17 protein-coding genes are annotated in these 17,329 nt (G+C 73.6%); 6 read left to right on the top strand and 11 right to left on the bottom strand.

The features are described 5' to 3' along the window. Window positions 1-19 precede the first annotated feature (19 nt). Entirely contained in the window at window positions 20-1,423 is a 1,404-nt protein-coding gene (gene gad / locus Mam01_RS11715; RefSeq protein ID WP_204285399.1) for a glutamate decarboxylase, read from the top strand. Between the two features lie 15 nt (window positions 1,424-1,438). Here gad and ligD read toward each other — a convergent pair whose 3' ends face one another. Beyond that, window positions 1,439-2,449, bottom strand: coding sequence for a non-homologous end-joining DNA ligase (gene ligD, locus Mam01_RS11710; RefSeq protein ID WP_204285398.1), 1,011 nt, complete (start codon window positions 2,447-2,449; stop codon window positions 1,439-1,441). A 95-nt stretch (window positions 2,450-2,544) separates the two neighbouring features. On the opposite strand from ligD, the gene msrB reads away from it, so the two are divergent. Then, complete coding sequence (msrB, locus tag Mam01_RS11705; protein WP_204285397.1) at window positions 2,545-2,946, top strand: peptide-methionine (R)-S-oxide reductase MsrB; 402 nt, start codon at window positions 2,545-2,547, stop codon at window positions 2,944-2,946. Between the two features lie 21 nt (window positions 2,947-2,967). Here the strand turns inward: msrB and Mam01_RS11700 are convergent, their stop codons facing one another. Next, window positions 2,968-3,558: a hypothetical protein gene (locus Mam01_RS11700; RefSeq protein ID WP_204285396.1), complete on the bottom strand. Its 591-nt coding sequence runs from the start codon at window positions 3,556-3,558 to the stop codon at window positions 2,968-2,970. 140 nt (window positions 3,559-3,698) lie between these two features. Here Mam01_RS11700 and Mam01_RS11695 point away from each other — a divergent pair, with 140 nt between their 5' ends. From Mam01_RS11695 to Mam01_RS11685, 3 genes are all read left to right on the top strand, one after another. Further along, on the top strand, window positions 3,699-5,564 hold the full coding sequence (locus Mam01_RS11695) for a sensor histidine kinase (RefSeq protein ID WP_204285395.1): 1,866 nt from the start codon (window positions 3,699-3,701) through the stop codon (window positions 5,562-5,564). Next, a complete protein-coding gene (locus Mam01_RS11690) occupies window positions 5,549-6,202 on the top strand; it encodes a response regulator (protein ID WP_225311197.1) in 654 nt (217 codons plus the stop codon). Before Mam01_RS11695 ends, Mam01_RS11690 begins: the two co-directional genes overlap by 16 nt. A 122-nt stretch (window positions 6,203-6,324) precedes the next feature. Further along, window positions 6,325-6,888: a hypothetical protein gene (locus Mam01_RS11685; protein ID WP_204285394.1), complete on the top strand. Its 564-nt coding sequence runs from the start codon at window positions 6,325-6,327 to the stop codon at window positions 6,886-6,888. Here the strand turns inward: Mam01_RS11685 and hemQ are convergent. Further along, a complete protein-coding gene (gene hemQ, locus Mam01_RS11680; RefSeq protein ID WP_204285393.1) occupies window positions 6,860-7,561 on the bottom strand; it encodes a hydrogen peroxide-dependent heme synthase in 702 nt (233 codons plus the stop codon). The two genes, Mam01_RS11685 and hemQ, sit on opposite strands and share 29 nt — an antisense overlap. Before the next feature lie 29 nt (window positions 7,562-7,590). Further along, on the bottom strand, window positions 7,591-9,027 hold the full coding sequence (hemG, locus tag Mam01_RS11675) for a protoporphyrinogen oxidase (RefSeq protein WP_239101230.1): 1,437 nt from the start codon (window positions 9,025-9,027) through the stop codon (window positions 7,591-7,593). Window positions 9,028-9,256: 229 nt separating this feature from the next. Between hemG and Mam01_RS11670 the strand changes: the two genes are divergently transcribed. Further along, complete coding sequence (locus Mam01_RS11670) at window positions 9,257-10,447, top strand: ROK family transcriptional regulator (protein WP_204285392.1); 1,191 nt, start codon at window positions 9,257-9,259, stop codon at window positions 10,445-10,447. Window positions 10,448-10,552: 105 nt separating this feature from the next. On the opposite strand, the gene Mam01_RS11665 is transcribed toward Mam01_RS11670, so the two are convergent. From Mam01_RS11665 to Mam01_RS11635, 7 genes are read right to left on the bottom strand one after another with little or no spacing between them, the layout of a single operon-like run. Further along, window positions 10,553-11,878 (bottom strand): alkaline phosphatase family protein, encoded by a 1,326-nt coding sequence (locus Mam01_RS11665; protein ID WP_204285391.1) that lies wholly within the window; start codon window positions 11,876-11,878, stop codon window positions 10,553-10,555. After that, window positions 11,878-13,008 carry a metabolite traffic protein EboE gene (gene eboE, locus Mam01_RS11660; RefSeq protein ID WP_204285390.1) on the bottom strand — a complete coding sequence of 377 codons (1,131 nt, stop codon included), beginning with the start codon at window positions 13,006-13,008 and terminating at the stop codon, window positions 11,878-11,880. Before eboE ends, Mam01_RS11665 begins: the two co-directional genes overlap by 1 nt. A gap of 2 nt (window positions 13,009-13,010) precedes the next feature. Then, window positions 13,011-13,853: a TatD family hydrolase gene (locus Mam01_RS11655; protein ID WP_204285389.1), complete on the bottom strand. Its 843-nt coding sequence runs from the start codon at window positions 13,851-13,853 to the stop codon at window positions 13,011-13,013. Between the two features lie 5 nt (window positions 13,854-13,858). Beyond that, window positions 13,859-14,362: an EboA domain-containing protein gene (locus tag Mam01_RS11650; RefSeq protein ID WP_204285388.1), complete on the bottom strand. Its 504-nt coding sequence runs from the start codon at window positions 14,360-14,362 to the stop codon at window positions 13,859-13,861. Beyond that, window positions 14,328-15,194, bottom strand: coding sequence for a sugar phosphate isomerase/epimerase family protein (locus Mam01_RS11645; protein ID WP_239101229.1), 867 nt, complete (start codon window positions 15,192-15,194; stop codon window positions 14,328-14,330). Before Mam01_RS11645 ends, Mam01_RS11650 begins: the two co-directional genes overlap by 35 nt. Then, window positions 15,191-16,060, bottom strand: coding sequence for an SCO3242 family prenyltransferase (locus Mam01_RS11640; RefSeq protein WP_204285387.1), 870 nt, complete (start codon window positions 16,058-16,060; stop codon window positions 15,191-15,193). The genes Mam01_RS11645 and Mam01_RS11640 overlap by 4 nt, the downstream gene beginning before the upstream one ends. Continuing rightward, window positions 16,057-17,244: an inositol-3-phosphate synthase gene (locus Mam01_RS11635; protein WP_204285386.1), complete on the bottom strand. Its 1,188-nt coding sequence runs from the start codon at window positions 17,242-17,244 to the stop codon at window positions 16,057-16,059. The genes Mam01_RS11640 and Mam01_RS11635 overlap by 4 nt, the downstream gene beginning before the upstream one ends. Window positions 17,245-17,329 lie beyond the last annotated feature (85 nt).

The raw sequence follows: 17,329 nt of genomic DNA, 5'->3' as shown, positions 1-17,329 counted from the left end.
CGGCGGAGAGGAGCGGACGGTGGCTTCACGGGACGGCGGACAGTCCGGGCGACGGCCGGTATGGGTCAATCCGTTGTTCGGGGCGGCCGACCCCGCCTCCGGGATCACGACGGTTCCTCCCCGGCACCGGCTGCCGGACGGGCCCGCGGCGCCCGCCACCGTGTCCCGGCTCATCCGCGACGAGCTGATGCTGGACGGCAACCCGCGGCTGAACCTCGCGACGTTCGTGACCACCTGGATGGAGCCGGAGGCGCACGCGCTCATGGCCGGCATCTCCGACCGGAACCTCGTCGACAGGGACGAGTATCCCGCGACGGCGGAGCTCGAGCGGCGCTGCGTTCCGATGCTCGGCCACCTGTGGAACGCCCCCGACCCCGACGCAGCGGTCGGAACCTCCACCGTCGGCTCCAGTGAGGCCTGCATGCTCGGCGGCATGGCGCTCAAGCGCCGCTGGGCGCGGCGCGACGTCGGCCGCCGCGCCGCCGGGGCGCGGCCCAACCTGGTCATGGGCGTCAACGTCCAGGTGTGCTGGAAGAAGTTCTGCAACTACTGGGAAGTGGAGCCCCGCCTGGTTCCCATGCGGGGCGACCGGTTCCACCTGGGCGCGGAGGAGGCCGCCGAGCGGTGCGACGAGAACACCATCGGCGTCGTCGCCGTCCTCGGCTCCACGATGGACGGAAGCTACGAGCCGGTCGCCGACGTCTGCGCGGCGCTCGACGCGCTGGAGGAACGCACGGGGTGGTCCGTGCCCGTGCACGTGGACGCCGCGTCGGGCGGGATGATCGCCCCCTTCCTCGATCCGGACCTGGTGTGGGACTTCCGCCTGCCGCGGGTCGCCTCCATCAACGTCTCGGGCCACAAGTACGGGATGGTCTACCCGGGACTCGGGTGGATCCTGTGGCGGGACCGGGACGCGCTCCCCGGCGACCTGGTGGAGCACGTGGACTATCTCGGCGGAGACGTGGCGACGTTCACCCTCAACTTCTCCCGGTCCGGATCGCAGGTCGTCGCGCAGTACTACAACTTTCTCCGGCTCGGTCACGCGGGCTTCAGCGAGGTGCAGGGAGCACTGCGGCGGGTGGCGACGCATCTCGCCGGGCAGATCGAGGATCTCGGCTGTTTCCGGCTCCTCACCCGGGGCGACCAGCTGCCGGTGTTCGCCTTCACCACCGGCGACGACGTCACCCGGTTCAACGTCTACGACGTCTCCCGGCGGTTGCGGGAGTGGGGCTGGCTGGTGCCGGCCTACGCCTTCCCGCCCGACCGGGAGGACCTGCACGTGCTGAGGGTGGTGTGCCGCAACGGGTTCTCGCTCGATCTGGCCGACCGGCTGGTGGACGACCTTCGCGGCCTGCTGCCCTGGCTGCGGAGGCAGTCCGCGCCCATATTCGGCCCGGACGACGCGACGAGCTTCCACCACTGATCCGCCGGCGGCGGCTCAGTCACCGGCGGCGTCGCCGGACGGCCGGGCCTTGGACGGCTGCACCCGCTTGGGCTCGCCGGGCATCTTCGGATAGTTCGGCGGGTACGGCAGGTCGCCCCGCTCGTCGGCGTCGTACCACTCCAGGAGCGTGCCGACGCCGAAGGCGCGGTCGTCGATCTCCCGCTGCACGTCCCCCAGCGCGGCGAACCGCTCCGGCATCGTCCTCAGGTCGAAGGCGCCCGGGTCGCAGTCCTCCAGCTCGGCCCAGGTCACCGGGGCGGAGACCCGGCCGTCGGGCCGGGCGCGGACCGAGTAGGCGGACGCCACCGTCCGGTCGCGGGCGTTCTGGTTGTAGTCGATGAAGACCTTCTCCCCCCGCTCCTCCTTCCACCAGGCGGTCGTCGCGAGATCCGTGCGCCGCTCCACCTCCCGGGCGAAGGCGATGGCGGCGTGCCGCACCTCCGTGAAGGTCCAGCGCGGCTCTATGCGCACGTTGACGTGGACGCCGCGGCTGCCGGAGGTCTTCGGGAACCCCCGCATGCCGAGCTCGTCGAGGACCTCCTTCACCGTGAAGGCGACCGTACGGGCCTGCTCGAACGACGTGCCGGGCTGCGGGTCGATGTCGATGCGCAGCTCGTCGGGATGGTCGAGGTCGGCGCGGCGGGCGTGCCACGGGTGGAAGTCGATCGTGCCGAGGTTGGCGCACCAGGCGATGGCCGCCACCTCGGTCGGGCAGAAGGCGTCGGCCGTGCGCCCGCTGGGGAAGCGCACGGTGACGGTCTCGATCCAGTCGGGGTGCTTGGGCATCCGCTTCTGGTAGATCGCCTCGGAGCCGACGCCGTCCGGGTGCCGCTTGAGGTAGGTCGGCCGCTCGCGCATGGCGCGCAGCGCGCCCTCCCCCACGCTGACGTAGTACGTCACCAGGTCGCGCTTGGTCGCGCCGATCGCCGGGAAGTAGACCTTGTCCGGGTTGGTGACCTTGACGACCCGGTCACCCACCTCGATCTCGATGTACGGCGAAGCCATGTAGGCGACCCTACCCCCGGGGAAGATCCTGGACGGCCTGATGGTTCCTCACTTCGTAATCCCCGCGAGGGGCCACCGGACACAGGGTGGTGAGCATGGAAAAGGTCGTCAAGAGCGACGCCGAGTGGCGCGCGCAGCTTTCCCCGGAGGAGTTCCGCGTCCTGCGGCAGGCGGGGACCGAGCGCCCCTACACCGGCGAGTACGTCGACACCAAGACCGTCGGCGTCTACTCCTGCCGCGCCTGCGGGGCGGAGCTGTTCCGGTCAGAGACCAAGTTCGAGTCGCACTGCGGCTGGCCGTCGTTCTTCGAGCCGTCCGAGTCGGAGGCCGTGACGCTGCACGAGGACGACTCCCTCGGGATGCGCCGGGTCGAGGTGCGCTGCGCGCAGTGCGACTCACACCTCGGGCACGTGTTCCACGGCGAGGGCTATCCCACCCCGACCGACGACCGGTACTGCATCAACTCCGTCAGCCTGACCCTGCGCCCGGCCGAATAAGGCCGACTCAGTTCGGCAGCCTCAGTTCGGTTTGGGGTAGGTGACCCGGCAGTCGTCGTCGTCCGGGCCGAGGATGTTGGCGAGGACGGGATTGCCGTTCTCGCCGAACCTGGACTGGACGAACACCACGGGGTTGACCTCCCCCCGCTCGGCCAGGTACTCCAGGCCGCGCTTGCACAGGGTGATCGCGGCCTTGGAGTTGTCGGCGTTCTCCGGGAGGTTCGTGTAGATGCGCAGGTAGCGGCCGGTGGTGCGGATGTCCTTGACCTTCTTGGCCGTCTTGTCCTTCCACCGGCTGCGGAAGTAGGCGTCCGCCTTCTTGTCGGTGTACTTGGACGGTCCCGACGCCTTCTTCGCCGACGCCTTCTTCCGCGCGCCGTCGGTCTTCTTCCCCGTGTCGACGCTGGCGACGGTCAGCTCACCGGCCGGGGAGGCGTGCGGCGCGGGCGCGGCGGCCGTGTTCGCCGGAGCCGCGTCCGGGTGCGACAGCGGCCCGGCGATCGCGAAGGCCCCGACGGCGAAGGCGGCCGCTCCGAGCGACAGTTCGACGACGTGTGAACGGGTCCGCCCCTTACGACGGCGCCCCCTGGAACGTGCCAGCCCGCTTGACACTCTGCCTCACCTAGACGTAGATCCCTCGTCACAGTATGGCAAAGTCCAGACGCCGCCAAGTCCCTTTCGGGCGTTTCGCACGTGGTCCGACAGAATGTCCCTTCCAGAGTCCCGTCCTCCACCGTCACCAGGGAGGGTGCGTGCCGGCCGCCCTGTCCTCCGCGCTGTCCTGGCTCGTGTTCGGGCTGTCCTGCGCCCTGGTCGCGGCCGGAGGGGCGCTGGGCGGCGCCGACCCGGTGGACGCCGCGGTCGCGCTCGGCTTCACCCCGCTCGGCGCCTATCTGACGGCCCGACGCAGGGGCGGCGCCGTCGGACCCTGCTGCCTGGTGACCGCGCTCGGCGCCGTCGCCTACTTCGCCGACTCCTACGCGCTCCGGCCCGGCCTGCCCGGCGGCCGCTGGGCCGCCTGGGTGGGCGCGTGGGCCTGGGCCCCCGCCCTGCTGACCGTGGGCGGCGTCCTGCTGCTGCTCGTGCCGGACGGCCGCCTGCCCGGGCGGGCCTGGCGGCCGGTGGCCGCGACGGGAGTGGCCGCCACGGCGGCGTTCACGGTCCTGGCCGCGCTGGTGCCCGAGGGGCCGGACAGGCCGTTCCCGGTCGAGGCCCTGGCACCCGTGCGGGACGCGCTGCCCGCCGTCGTCGTGCTCCTGGCCGCGGTCTCGCTCGCGTGCGCGGCCGGGCTCGTCGTCCGTACCGCCAGTGCGCAGGGCGAGCGGCGCACCCAGCTGCTGTGGATCTGCCTCGGCGCCGGCGCGTTCGTGGCGGGGGTCTTCCTGCCGGCCGTCACCCGGCTGCCCGCCGCCGGAGTGCCGTTCATCCTGGCCCTGCCGGCCTGCGTCGGCGTGGCGATGCTGCGCCACGACCTGTACGGGACCGGGCCGTGGCTGCGCCGCGTGCTGACCCTGGGCCTGCTGACCGGGGCCCTGGCCCTGCTGTACTTCACGGTGGCCGGGCTCACCGGCGCGCCCGTCGCCGCCGCGGCGGCCGTGGCGGTCGCGGTCGAGCCGCTGCACCGCTGGCTGCGCCGGGCGTCCGGCCGCATCCTGTACGGCGGCCGGGCCGACCCCGAGACCGTCCACGCCCGGCTGGGCGCCCGCCTGGCCGCGACCTCGGAGCCCGCGGAGATCCTCGCCGCGGTCGCCGACGCGGCGGCCGAGGCGACCCGGGCCGCCTACGTACGGGCCGAGCTGGGCGCGCCGGGCGAGCCGCTGAAGGTCGTCGAGCGGGGCACGCCCGCCCCGCTCGGCGTGTCGGTGCCGCTGCGCTTCCAGGACGAGGTCCTCGGCGCCCTCGGCCTGTCGGGAGGCGACGTGCGGGTGCTCACCCCGCTCGCGTCGCACGCCGGGGCGGCGCTCGCCGCCGCCCACCGGGCCGCGGCGCTGCAGCGCTCGCGGACGCTGCTGGTCACCGCCCGGGAGGAGGAGCGGCGGCGGTTCAGCAGGGACCTGCACGACGGGCTGGGCGCCTTCCTCGCGGGCATCGGCTTCACGGTGGACGCCGCGGGCAACGCGCTGACGGCCGACCCGGAGCGGGCGCGCGGCCTGCTGACCCAGATCAGGACGCAGGTGGCCGAGGCGGGCTCGGGCGTGCGCCGGCTGGTGCGGGGGCTGAGGCCACCCGAACTGGCGCAGCTCGGGCTGGCCGGCGCCGTCGAGCACACCGCCGCGACGCTGGGCGCCGGCGGGGTGGAGATCGACGTCACGGCCGCGGACGTGAGCGGACTGCCGGCCGCCGTGGAGGTCACGGCCTATCTGGTCGCCCGTGAGGCGCTGACGAACGCGGTGCGGCACGGCGAGCCCCGCCGCTGCGCCGTACGGCTCGGGCGGACCGAGGACGGCACGGGGTTCGAGCTGGCCGTGCGCGACGACGGGCGGGGGCTCCCGCCCGAGGCCGTCCCGGGAGTCGGGCTGACCTCGATGCGGGAGCGGGTGGAGGAGCTGGACGGAAAGCTGACGATCGACGCCGCCCCCGGCGGCGGAACGGTGGTGACCGCGTGGATTCCCCTGTGATCAGGCTGCTCGTCGTCGACGACCACCCGGTGGTCCGCGACGGCCTCGGGGCGCTGATGTCGACCGTGGAGGGCATCGAGGTCGTCGCGGTGGCCGAGGACGGCCTGCGGGCGCTCGTGGCCGCCCGCGAGCACACCCCCGACGTCGTGCTGATGGACATCTCGATGCCGAACATGGACGGGATCGAGGCGACCCGGCGGCTGTCCGCCGGATCCCGCCCGCCGAACGTGGTGATGCTCACGATGTCGGACGACGACCTGTCGCTGCTGGCGGCGGTCCGCGCGGGGGCCAGGGGCTACCTGCTCAAGAACGCCGGCCAGGACGACGTGGTCGCCGCGGTGCGCGCGGCGGCCCGGGGACAGGCCGTGTTCGGGACCGGCGCGGCCGAGTCCCTGGTCAAGCTGCTGCACGCGCCGCCCCGCGTGTCCCCGCGGCCGTTCCCCGCGCTCACCGGCCGGGAGTACGAGATCCTGGAACTCGTCGCGTCGGGCCTGGGCAACCAGGCGATCGCGGCGCGCCTGGGCGTCAGCCCGAAGACCGTGGCCAACGCCGTCTCCGGCGTCCTCGTCAAGCTCGGCGTGCGCGACCGCGCCGAGGCGGTCGCCGCCGCCCGCGCGGCGGGACTCGCCACGGGCTGAGCCGGCGTCCCGGAAGTCCGGGAGGCGTTCCCCCGCGGACGGGAACATCGGCTCCTCCGGCCGGGATCGGCACGGCCCGACCCTGGACGGGCAACGACACCGCCCTCCGGAGGAGAACAGTCATGGACGCCACCGCGTCGCCCCGCGCTTCCACCGCTCCCATACCCCTGGCTCCGGCCGTCGCCGCCGCGGCGGCGCTGACGCTCGGCGTGACGCAGATCCTGCACACGCAGACGGTGCCGTTCGCCTCCGCGGCGGACCACGTCATCGAGGGCGCGTACGCGCTCTACCTGGTGGCGGCGGTCGCGGCCGTCCTGGCCCTGCGCCGCGCCCACGGGCGGGCGCGGGGCTGGGGGCGGACCGGCGACGCCGGGGCGCTGCTGTACGGCCTCGGCCACGCGCTCGTCGCCGTCCCGGTGACGACCACATTCCTCCTCGGCCACGACGCGCCGGACCCGCTCGGGGTGCTGTTCGTGCCGGGGATCGCGCTGTGGATGGCCGGGCTGGTCCTGCTGGCGATCGCGTGCTTCCGCCACGGGACGGTGCCCCGTCCCGTGGCGGCCGTCCTGCCCGCGACGCTGCCGCTGACGATGGCGCTCGGCGCGGCGGGACCCCTGGTCGAAGCCCTGACCTGGGCCGTCCTCGGGGTGTCGATCGCTAGGGCAGCGCGGCGACGAGTTCGCTGACCGGCTTGCGGGTGCCGGTGTAGAAGGGGATCTCGATCCTGGTGTGCCGCCTCGCCTCGGCTCCCCGCAGGTGGCGCATCAGGTCGACGATGCGGTGCAGTTCGTCGGCTTCGAAGGCCAGCATCCACTCGTAGTCGTTGAGCGCGAAGCAGGCGACCGTGTTGGACCGCACGTCGGGATAGTCCCGGGCCATCATCCCGTGCTCGGCGAGCATCTTGCGGCGCTCGGAGTCCTCCAGCAGGTACCACTCCAGGGACCGGACGAAGGGGTAGACGCAGACGAAGCCGCGGGGCTCCTCCTCGGCGAGGAAGGCCGGGACGTGGGACTTGTTGAACTCCGCGGGCCGGTGCAGGGCCATCGCCGACCAGACCGGCTCGCTCGCGCGGCCGAGCGCCGTACGGCGGAAGCGGGTGTAGGTCTCCTGGAGGTCCTCCGGGGAGGGGGCGTGCCACCAGAACATGTAGTCCGCGTCGGCGCGGAACCCCGCCACGTCGTAGCAGCCGCGCGTCGTCACGTCCTTGCCCGCCGCCTGGGCGAGCAGCTCCTCGACCTCCTCGGCGACGCCCTCACGGGCGTCCGGGAGCCGGTCGCGCAGCCGGAAGACCGACCACATCGTGTAGCGGATGACCAGGTTGAGATCGCGCGCCTTGGGGCGCGGGGCGGGCTCCGTCATGGCTCCATTCTGCCCGTACGGAGAGGTGGTCAGGCCCTCGGGGCGGCCCGCTCCGCCCGCAGATGGTCGAGCACGAGCCGGGCGGCCGTGCGCGCGGTGGCGACGCAGGCCGGGACGCCGACGCCCTCGTACGCCGCGCCGCACACGGCCAGGCCGGGCTGCCCGGCGATCGCGGCCCGCACCCGGGCCACCCGGTCGAGGTGGCCGACCTCGTACTGCGGGAGCGCGCCGCCCCAGCGGGTCACCCGGGTGTCGACCGGCAGCCCGCGCACGCCCGTCACCTCGGCCATCTCGTTCACCGCCAGGGCCGTCAGGTCGGCGTCGTCGCGCTGGAGCACGGCCTCCTCCCCCAGCCGGCCGAGCGAACACCGGACGATCATCATGTCCGGGCCGGCCTCGGCGAGGTGGGGCCACTTGACACTGCTGAACGTCGTCGCCTTGACCGGCCGCCCCTCCACCGGCGGGACCAGGTAACCGCTCCCCGCCGGCGGCTCGGGGAAGGCCGTCAGAGGGTAGGCGAGGGTGACGATCGCCATCCCGGCGTACTCGATCGCGGCCAGTTCCGCCGCCGCCCCCGGCACCTCGCGCCGCAGCAGCCGGGAGGCGGGCCGCGCCGGGAGCGCCAGCACGACCGCGTCGGCGTCGATCGTCTCCTCGTCGCGGGTGGGGCCGGTGACCAGCCGCCAGCCGTCCGGCGTGCGGAGGAGGTCGCGTACGGTGACGCCGGTCCGGATCTGCGCGCCGGACTCCTTGGCCACGGCGGCCGGCAACGCGCCCATGCCGTTCCTGATCGTCGTGAAGACCGGCCCGGCGTCCGCCGGGGCCTCGGCGACCATGCTCCTCGCGGCCTGCAGCAGGGACCGCTCTGTGCGGGCGGCGGCGGCGACGCGCGGCATGGTCGCGTCGAGCGACAGCGACTCGGCCCGCCCGGCGTAGACGCCGCCGAGCAGCGGCTCGACCAGCCGCTCGACGACCTCGCCGCCCATCCGGGCGCGCACGTACGCCGCGACGGAGACGTCGCCGGTCACGAGCGTGGGCGGCAGGAACTGGTCGAGCGGCACGCGGGCGAGCCCGGCGGGCGACAGGATGCCCGAGCGGGCGAGCGCGACCACGTCGGCGGGCACGCCCATGACCTGCTGCCTGGGCAGCGGGCGCAGGGACCCCCGCGACAGGACCGCCGCCCGGGTCGTGCCCGGGGCGGCCAGGTCGTCGCCGAGACCGGCGAGCCGGGCCATTTCCACGCCCTCGGGCCGCCGCGCCAGCATCGACTCGGCGCCGGCGTCGACCTCCACTCCGGCGACGGACGAGGAGTGCAGCTTGCCGCCGATCCTCGGCGCGGCCTCCAGCACGGTGATCCGCAGCCCCGCCTCGGCCCGGTTCAGGTGCAACGCCGCGGCCAGGCCCGCGATGCCGGCGCCCACGACGACCACATGACGACCCGTCGTCTCTCCCATCGTCCTGCCCATGGAGAAAAGCTACCTGTCCGTACGCCCGGAGCCCGCACCGGCATGGCCGCCACCTGGGCAAGATTCAATAGAAACTTTTCACATACGAGGCTAAAAGTCAGGCAGTCCTGTAATAAAGTTGAGAGGGCCAGAGCAGAAGTAGAGTCAGTTACCGCATGTAACCGATTTCCTCGATACCGAAGTTTCCCGGCCCGAAGTTTCCCCGACCCCGAAGAGCGGCGTGAAGCGAATGACGGTTCGCCCCGAGAATCCGCACCAGGCCCGGCTCCTGCGCCTCCTGCGTCAGGACGGCGCGCGTTCGCGTGCCGAGCTCGGCGAGGTGGTCCGTCTGTCCGCGTCGAAGCTCGCCCTCGAACTCGACCGGCTCACCCAGCTGGGCCTCGTGGAGTCCGGAGGCCTCGCGGCGTCCCGGGGAGGGCGGCGCTCGGGCATCGTCCGCCTCGCCTCGGATCTGCGCTTCGTCGGCGTCGACATCGGCGCCACCTCCATCGACGTGGGCGTGACCAACGGCGAGCTGGAGGTGCTCGGCCACCTGTCGAAGCCGGCCGACGTGCGGGAGGGCCCCGAGGCGGTGCTCGACCAGACGATGGAGCTCGTCGGCAAGCTGCTGACCGGCGAGACGGCCGACATGCACGGGGTGATCCACGGAATCGGCCTCGGCGTGCCCGGCCCGGTCAGCTTCCGCGACCGGACTCCGGTCTCGCCCCCGATCATGCCCGGCTGGGACCGCTTCCCCGTACGGGAGTCGCTGACCCGGGAGTTCGGCTGTCCGGTGCTGGTGGACAACGACGTGAACATAATGGCGCTCGGCGAGCTGCACGCCGGTCTCGCGAGGTCCGTCGACGACTTCCTGCTCGTCAAGATCGGTACGGGCATCGGCTGCGGCATCGTGGTCGACGGCGAGATCTACCGCGGGGTGACCGGCAGCGCGGGCGACATCGGCCACATCCGGGTGGACGAGAACGGTCCCCTGTGCACCTGCGGCAACACCGGCTGCCTCGAGGCCTACTTCGGCGGCGCGGCGCTGGCGCGCGACGCCCTGGCCGCCGCCCGCTCCGGCGAGTCCGCCTTCCTCGCCGACCGGCTCGCGCACGAGGGCGCGCTCACCGCCGAGGACGTGGGCGCGGCGGCCGGCTCGGGCGACGCCGCCGCCGTGCGGATGGTCCGCGAGGGCGGCCGGCACGTGGGGCTCGTGCTCGCCTCACTGGTGAGCTTCTTCAACCCCGGCCTGGTGATCATCGGAGGCGGGGTGGCGGGTCTCGGCCACGCGCTGCTCGCGGAGGTCCGCAGCGTCGTCTACCAGCGCTCCCTGCCGCTGGCGACCGGCAACCTGCCCATCGTCTTGTCGGAGCTCGGCGGGACCGCCGGCATCGTCGGGGCGGCCCGCCTGATCAGCGACCACCTGTTCACGGCCGACTGAGCCACCCCCGACTGAGCCACCCCCGACTGAGCCTCCCAGCAGCGCCTCCCGACGGCGAAGGCCGCCGCCCCGGTTCCGGGACGGCGGCCATACCGCAGGCGTTTCTCAGCCCTTGAGCAGCTGCGTCAGCAGGCCCTTGAACTCCGTCGCGGCGTAGGACTCGCCCTCGAAGGGGCCCAGCAGGACCGGCCCGTCGGCCGCGGTGTCGGGCAGGCGGCCGTGGCTGCCCCGCACCGGCGCCGGGTCGAGGGGCACCACCGACATCATGTAGCGGAAGCCCAGCTTCTTGCGGGCCAGCGCCGCGCCGGCGCGGAGCTTCACGAACGGGTCGTCCGGGTCCATGAACAGCTCGGCCGGGTCGTATCCGGGCTTACGGTGGATCTCCACGAGCTTCGCGAAGTCCGGCGCGCGGTCGTCGGACAGCCAGTAGTAGTACGTGAACCAGGCGTCCGGGTCGGCCACGGCGACGAGGTCGCCGGCCCGGTCGTGGTCGAGGCCGTACCTCGCCTTGCCCTCCTGGCCGAGGACCTCGTCCACGCCGGGCAGCTCGGCCACGATGTCGCGGACGCGCGGCAGGTCGGCGGGGTCGCGCACGTAGAGGTGGGCGATCTGGTGGTCGGACACGGCGAAGGCCCGCGAGGCCCAGGGGTCGAGATACTCCATCCCGGCCTGGGTGTAGACCTCCAGCAGCCCGGCCCGGCGCAGCGCGCGGTTCACGTCCACCGGCCGGGACGCGTTGGTGATCCCGTACTCCGACACCACGACGAAGGTGGCGTCCTCGGCCAGCAGGGGCGCGAGGGCGGCGTCGACCTCACGGGCCGCCGCGACGGCCTGCGGCGCGTCCGGGCCGAACCGCTGCAGGTCGTAATCGAGGTGCGGCACGTAGACCATCAGCAGGTCCGGCCGTTCCCGGGTGAGGATGCGGCGGGCCGCCGCGATGATCCACTTGGACGACGCGATGTTGGCGTTCGCCCCCCAGTAGGAGAAGAGCGGGAACTCCCCGAGCTCGGCCACGAGGTCGTCGTGCAGCGACGGCGGACGGGTGTAGCAGTCCTGGTCCTTCTTGCCGTCCGCGAAGTAGACGGGCCGGGGGGTGACGATGAAGTCGCTGGAGCCGCCCATGGCGTACCACCAGCAGACGTTGGCCGTGCGCATCCCGGGCACCGCGTCCCACAGCTGCTCGCTCTGGATCAGCCGGTTGTGCTGCCGCCACAGGAAGACCTCTCCGAGGTCGCGGAAGTACCAGCCGTTCGCGACGATGCCGTGGTCGCGCGGCATGGCCCCGGTGAGCAGGGTGGCCTGCATCGTGCAGGTCACCGCGGGCAGCACGGGCTTCAGGGTGGCCGCGGCCCCCACCTTGGCGACGTTCGGCATGTGCGCGAGCAGGCGCGGGGTCAGGCCGACGACGTTGACGACGACGACGGGCGCCATCAGATCTCCTTAAGTCCGAGGGCGGCGAGCCGCCGCCGGGTCCAGTCCAGCTCGGCGGCGATGCCCTCGGCGATGTCCACCGGTCCGGGCAGCACGCTCCAGGTGTAGGTCTCCACCTCGAGGTGCCGGGTGAGGGGGGCGGCGAGGTCCCCGTGCGGGGAGGCGGGCGTCACCAGCAGCCGCAGCAGGTCCTCCAGATAGGAGGAGGTGGTGGTGAGCGGCGCCGGGGGCGCGGCGTGCAGGGGCATGTGGAAGTGCGTCCGCCACGGCAGGTCCGTGGGAAGCCCCCCGGCCAGCGCCTCGGGCAGGTCGTCGGTGTAGCCCGCGGCGCACCGCGTCTGGTGGAGGTAGCGCTCCTCCACGTACGCCGCCAGCGCCTGCTGGCCGCCCGGCGGCGCCTCCACCGCCGACGAGACCTGGAGCTTGACGACCGGCAGCCCCAGGGCCGCCGCGTCGGCGGCCTCCTCCAGGCCGACGGCCAGATGGCAGGCGTCCAGGCAGACGCCGAGATAGTCGAGGTCGGCGCCGCCGAGCAGCGCCACCGCCTGCGGGGTGGTCTCCACGATGCACCCCGGCTCGGGCTCGAAGCCGACCCGGATCGTCTTGCCGGTGCGCTCCGCCAGGGCCCGCAGGCCCCGGGCGAGCACGGCCAGGTTGGCGTTGACGGCCGCGGCCTTGGCCGGCGTCCAGCCGGTGCGCCAGGCGAGGGGCAGCGTCGAGATCGAGCCCTCGGTCACGTCGTCCGGCAGCAGCGCGGTGAGGATCTCGGCCAGGTCGAGGGTGTAGGCGAGCCGTTCCGGCTCCGCCCAGTCGGGCCGGTAGACCCGGAGCTTCACGACCTCGTCGTGGAAGCCGCCGTACGGGAAGCCGTTGAGGGTGACGACCTCCAGCCCCTGCTCGTCCAACCGGGCGCGGAGGCGGGCGAGCTCGGCGGGGTCGTCGCGCAGCGCCCGGGCGGCGCGCCGCGACAGCCACAGGCCGAGCCCGAGCCGCCCGGCGCCGGTCAGCGCGCGCACCCGGGCGGCGACCCCGGTGAGCTGCTCGTGGATCCCCGCGAGGTCCTCCGCGGGGTGGACGTTGGTGCAGTAGGCCAGGTGGACGACGGAACCGGCGGGATGACGCAGGCGCATGGTCAGCGCGTCCCGCGCAGGATCGTGTTGCCCTCGTAGTCGCCGCCGGACTCGACGTCGTCCAGGACCAGGCGCCCGCTCTGGCCGTAGAAGGCCACCGGGTTGCGCCACAGCACCTGGTCCACGTCGTCGTCGGTGAACCCGGCGGCCAGCATGGCCTCGCCGACCTCGCGGGTCTTCAGCACGTCGCTGCGCCCCCAGTCGGCGGCCGAGTTCACGATCATCCGCTCGGTGCCGTACTCCTTGAGGATCGCGACCATGCGGTCCGGGTCCATCTTGGTGTCGGGATAGATCGAGAAGCCCATCCAGCAGCCGGCCTCGTGGACCATGCCGACGGTCAGCTCGTTGAGGTGGTCGACGAGCACCTTCCCCGGGTCGATCCCCTTGACCACGTCGAGCGTGCGGCGGGTCCCCGCGGCCTTGTCGCGGTGCGGCGTGTGCACGAGCACCGGCAGGCCGTGCTCCTCGGCCAGCGCGAGCTGGGCCTCGAAGACGCGCTCCTCCTCCTGCGTCATCGAGTCGTAGCCCGTCTCGCCGACCGCGACCACCGAGTCCTTCAGCAGGTAGCGGGACAGCTCGTCCAGCACCCCGAGGCAGCGCGGGTCGTTCGCCTCCTTGGGGTTGAGCGCGAGCGTGCAGTGGTGGCGGATGCCGTACTGTGCGGCCCGGTAGGGCTCCCAGCCCAGCAGCGCGTCGAAGTAGTCGAGGAAGCTTCCGACGTTGGTGCGCGGCTGGCCGAGCCAGAAGGCCGGCTCCACGATCGCCCGGACCCCGGCGGCGTACATGCGCTCGTAGTCGTCGGTCGTGCGGGACGTCATGTGGACGTGGGGATCGAAGATCCGCATCAGAATCAGAGCCTCTCGAGAACGTCGGGGGGAACGGGACGTCCGGCCGCGCGGCGCTCGGCGGCGAAGTCCGCGAGCATGCGCCGCAACTCCTCGTCGAAGCGCCGGTCGAGGCCCTCGACCGACGCGAGCGGAACGGACATGAAGACGCACTTGAGCACACCCTGCCGGAAGGCGTGGTCGTCCAGCCAGGCCGAGCCGTACGGGCCGAGCGCGGCGGCGACCAGCCGGGTGTCGTTGGTGCGCAGGGCGTCGTGCACGAGCGGCAGGGCGGCCGGGCCGAGGTCGAGGTCCGGGAGCGTCCGCAGGATGTCCAGCCGTTCGGCGGCGTCGCCCTGCCAGTAGAGCCTCGTCACGGCCTCCGCCGGCTCCGGCGTGGCCTTCGCGAGCGCTCTCAGCAGTTCGGCGCGGGCGCCGGGGCCGCCGTCCCGCGCGGCCCTCGGGAACAGCGCGTGGACGGTCTCCGGGTCGCGCTCAACGTCGGCTACGGCCCGCGCCAGCCAGGTCATGTGCCCTCCTCAGGAATTCGATCGACCTTCTCGCCACATCGGGCGCCGCGTGGCTGTGCCGGGCGAGCTCGACGGCCACGAGGCCGCCGAAGCCGTCGAGGGCGGCGAGCGCGGGCGGGAAGTCGATCTCGCCCTCGCCGAACTCGAGGTGTTCGTGCACGCCCCGCCGCATGTCCTCGATCTGCACGTGGACCAGATAGGGCTTCGCCCGCTCGACGCACTCGGGCACGTCGTACGGCTCCAGGCAGCGGCAGTGCCCGATGTCGAGGGTGAGGCCGAAGCGGGGGTGCCCGCCGAGCAGGCCGCGCAGCCGTTCGTACCCGGCGAGGTCCTGCACGAGCATCCCCGGCTCCGGCTCGAACCCGAGCGTGACGCCCACCCGGTCCGCCTCGGCGAGCAGGCGCTCGCAGTGCCGGGCGAGCCGGTCCCAGGCCTCCGCCTCGGGCACCTCCGGCGGCCGGATGCCGCTCCAGAAGTGCACCACCGGGGCGCCGAGGTCGGCCGCGATCCGCATGGCGCGGCGGATCAGGTCCGCCCGCGCCTCCCCCTCGGCGTGCAGCAGCGTCGGGAAGTGCTTGCGCCGGGAGTCGAGCGTGTACCTGCCCCCGGTCTCGACCGCCAGGGCGAGGCCGAGCCGCCGCGCCAGCGCCGCGATCCGGTCCACCTCGGCGGGCGTCGCCTCCGGGGTGAGGTGCCCGTGGTCGAGGGTGATCGCCGCGCCGGTGTAGCCGAGGCCGGCGAGGACGCGCAGCGCCTCGTCGAGCGGGTGGTCGCGGAAGCCGTTGGTGCAGTACGCCCAGTTCACGGGGACCCTGTTCAGGGGGATGCTCACGACGTGGCCACCTTCGCCGACAGCCACCGGCCGGCGGGCAGCCCGGCGAGCAGCGCGGCCGCCTGGGCGAGCCTGCCCCGCCCGGCGACGGACGCCGCCTGCAGCGGGATCAGGCCGAGGATGCTCATCCGCACGGCCTGCCGCACGTGCTGGGGGTCGGGGTCGGTGCAGAGCGCCACCTGGGCGCGCCCGGCCGTGGCGAGATACCCGGCGATCAGACCGGCGGCGCTGAGGCGTCCCGCGGCCCCGCCACCGCTCTCGCCACTGCTCTTGCCACCGAGGCAGGCGACGGCGGCCAGCGCGGCGGTCACGCCGGTGGCGGCCATCGCGCCGACGATCGTCGAAGGGTCGGCGCCGTCGACCTCGGCGGTGCCCAGCAGGGTGATCCCGTACGTGTGCGCGCCGACGGCCAGGGCCATGGGGGCCGCGGCTCGGGTGTCCGGGCCCGCGCCGAGCAGGACGTCGAACACGCGGCAGGCCGCCATCGCGGCCGGGCCCGCCGGCGTGTGCTTGAGCTTCAGGTCGTAGGCCCACACGGAGCCCGCGAGCAGGCCCGCGATCGCCAGCCCGCGCCGTCCACCGAAGATCCCGGCGGCGGCCACCCCGGCGCCGGTCAGCGCGGCGGCGACCCCGAGCGCCCCCGCCGGGCTGATCCGGCCGGAGGGGATGGGCCGCTCCGGCCGCTCCACCGCGTCGAGGTCGCGGTCGGACCAGTCGTTCAGCGCCATGCCGGCCCAGTAGAGCAGCACCGACGCGGCGGCGAGGCCGGGCCGGGCGGCCCGCCCCGCCGCGGCCGCCCCCGCGAGCGTGTCGCCGGGGACGGAGAGCGCGGCGGGCGCGCGGACCAGCTCCAGCCAGGCCCTCACGGCCGGTCGCCCGTCGGTGTCTCGTCCTTCAGGGCCTCGTCCGTCACGGTCTCACCAGCGAGCGAGCGGGCGAACTCGACCAGCCGGGCGTACTGGGCGGGCAGGTCGTGCCCGGCGCCGCCCAGCGGGTCCTTGAAGAAGTAGCCGAGCTCGGGCAGCACGCCGCTGTGCCCGGCCTCCTGCGCCCGCGCGACGAGGCGGACGAGGTCGAGGACGAGCGGCGCGGCAAGCGTCGAGTCGCACCCCTGCCAGGTGAACTGCATGGTCATCCGCACGCCGAGGAACCCCTCGAACGTGATGTGGTCCCAGGCGGTCTTCCACTCCCCCAGGTCGGCGACGTAGTCGATGTGCGTCAGGCCCTCGACGTCCTCGCCCACGATCGCGGGGACGGCGCGCGCCTTGCTCGCCGACTTGCTCGCCCGGGCCGCGGGGTCGGCCAGCGTGGCGCCGTCGCCGCCGCCGAGCAGGTTGAGCCCCGACCACGAGCGGACCCGCAGCGCGCGGCCGGCGAACATCGGTGCGAGCGCGCTCTTGATCAGCGTCTCCCCGGTCTTGCCGTCGCGTCCCGTGTACGGAGCGCCGTTGCGCCGCGCCAGCTCGTCCAGGGCGGGCGGCGTCGGGCCGGCGGAGGGCGTGAACGCCACGTAGCCGCAGCCGGCCGAGAAGGCCGCGTAGGCGTAGAGGGAGCTGGGCGGCAGCGCGTCCGCCCCGGACTCCAGGGCCTCCTCCAGGTCGGTGAGCCGGGCGTACGGCACCTCGGCCGGCGGCTCGGTGGAGGACACGTCCACGACGACCACGCGGGAGAGGCCGTGGCGCTCGCGGAAGTCCGCGATGTCGCCGGCGAGGCGGCGCGCGGCCTCCGCCTGGGTCTCCACGCCGGGGACGTAGCCGTGCCGGATCTCGGCCTCGGCGGCGTCGATGTCCGCCGAGAGCAGAGTCGTCAGGGCGGGAGGAAGCACGCCCGCCTGGGCGAGCAGTTCGGCCCTCTTGCGCAGCGGCGTACCGACCACGTCGTGGCCGCCGAACACCAGGTCGGCCAGGGGCGGGAAGTCGCCGGGGAAGCCGGCGGCCTCGATGACGCAACCCGTGGGCAGGGCGGCTCCCGCCCGTACCGCCGCCGCTCCGACCACTGCCGTGGTCGCGACGGACCCCCGGGCGCCGACCAGCCAGACACCGATGGGCACTGTAACTCTCCCGTCAACTCGGGTATGAAGGATGACCCCGGAACATTCGGATACTAAGTGGGACCTTTTGCCACGCACAAGCAAA

Source organism: Microbispora amethystogenes (assembly GCF_016863015.1).
In the GTDB taxonomy this organism is placed as follows: Bacteria; Actinomycetota; Actinomycetes; order Streptosporangiales; family Streptosporangiaceae; genus Microbispora; species Microbispora amethystogenes.
The sequence above is the reverse complement of the archived record's forward strand: the minus strand, read 5'-3'. Positions and strand labels throughout refer to the sequence as shown.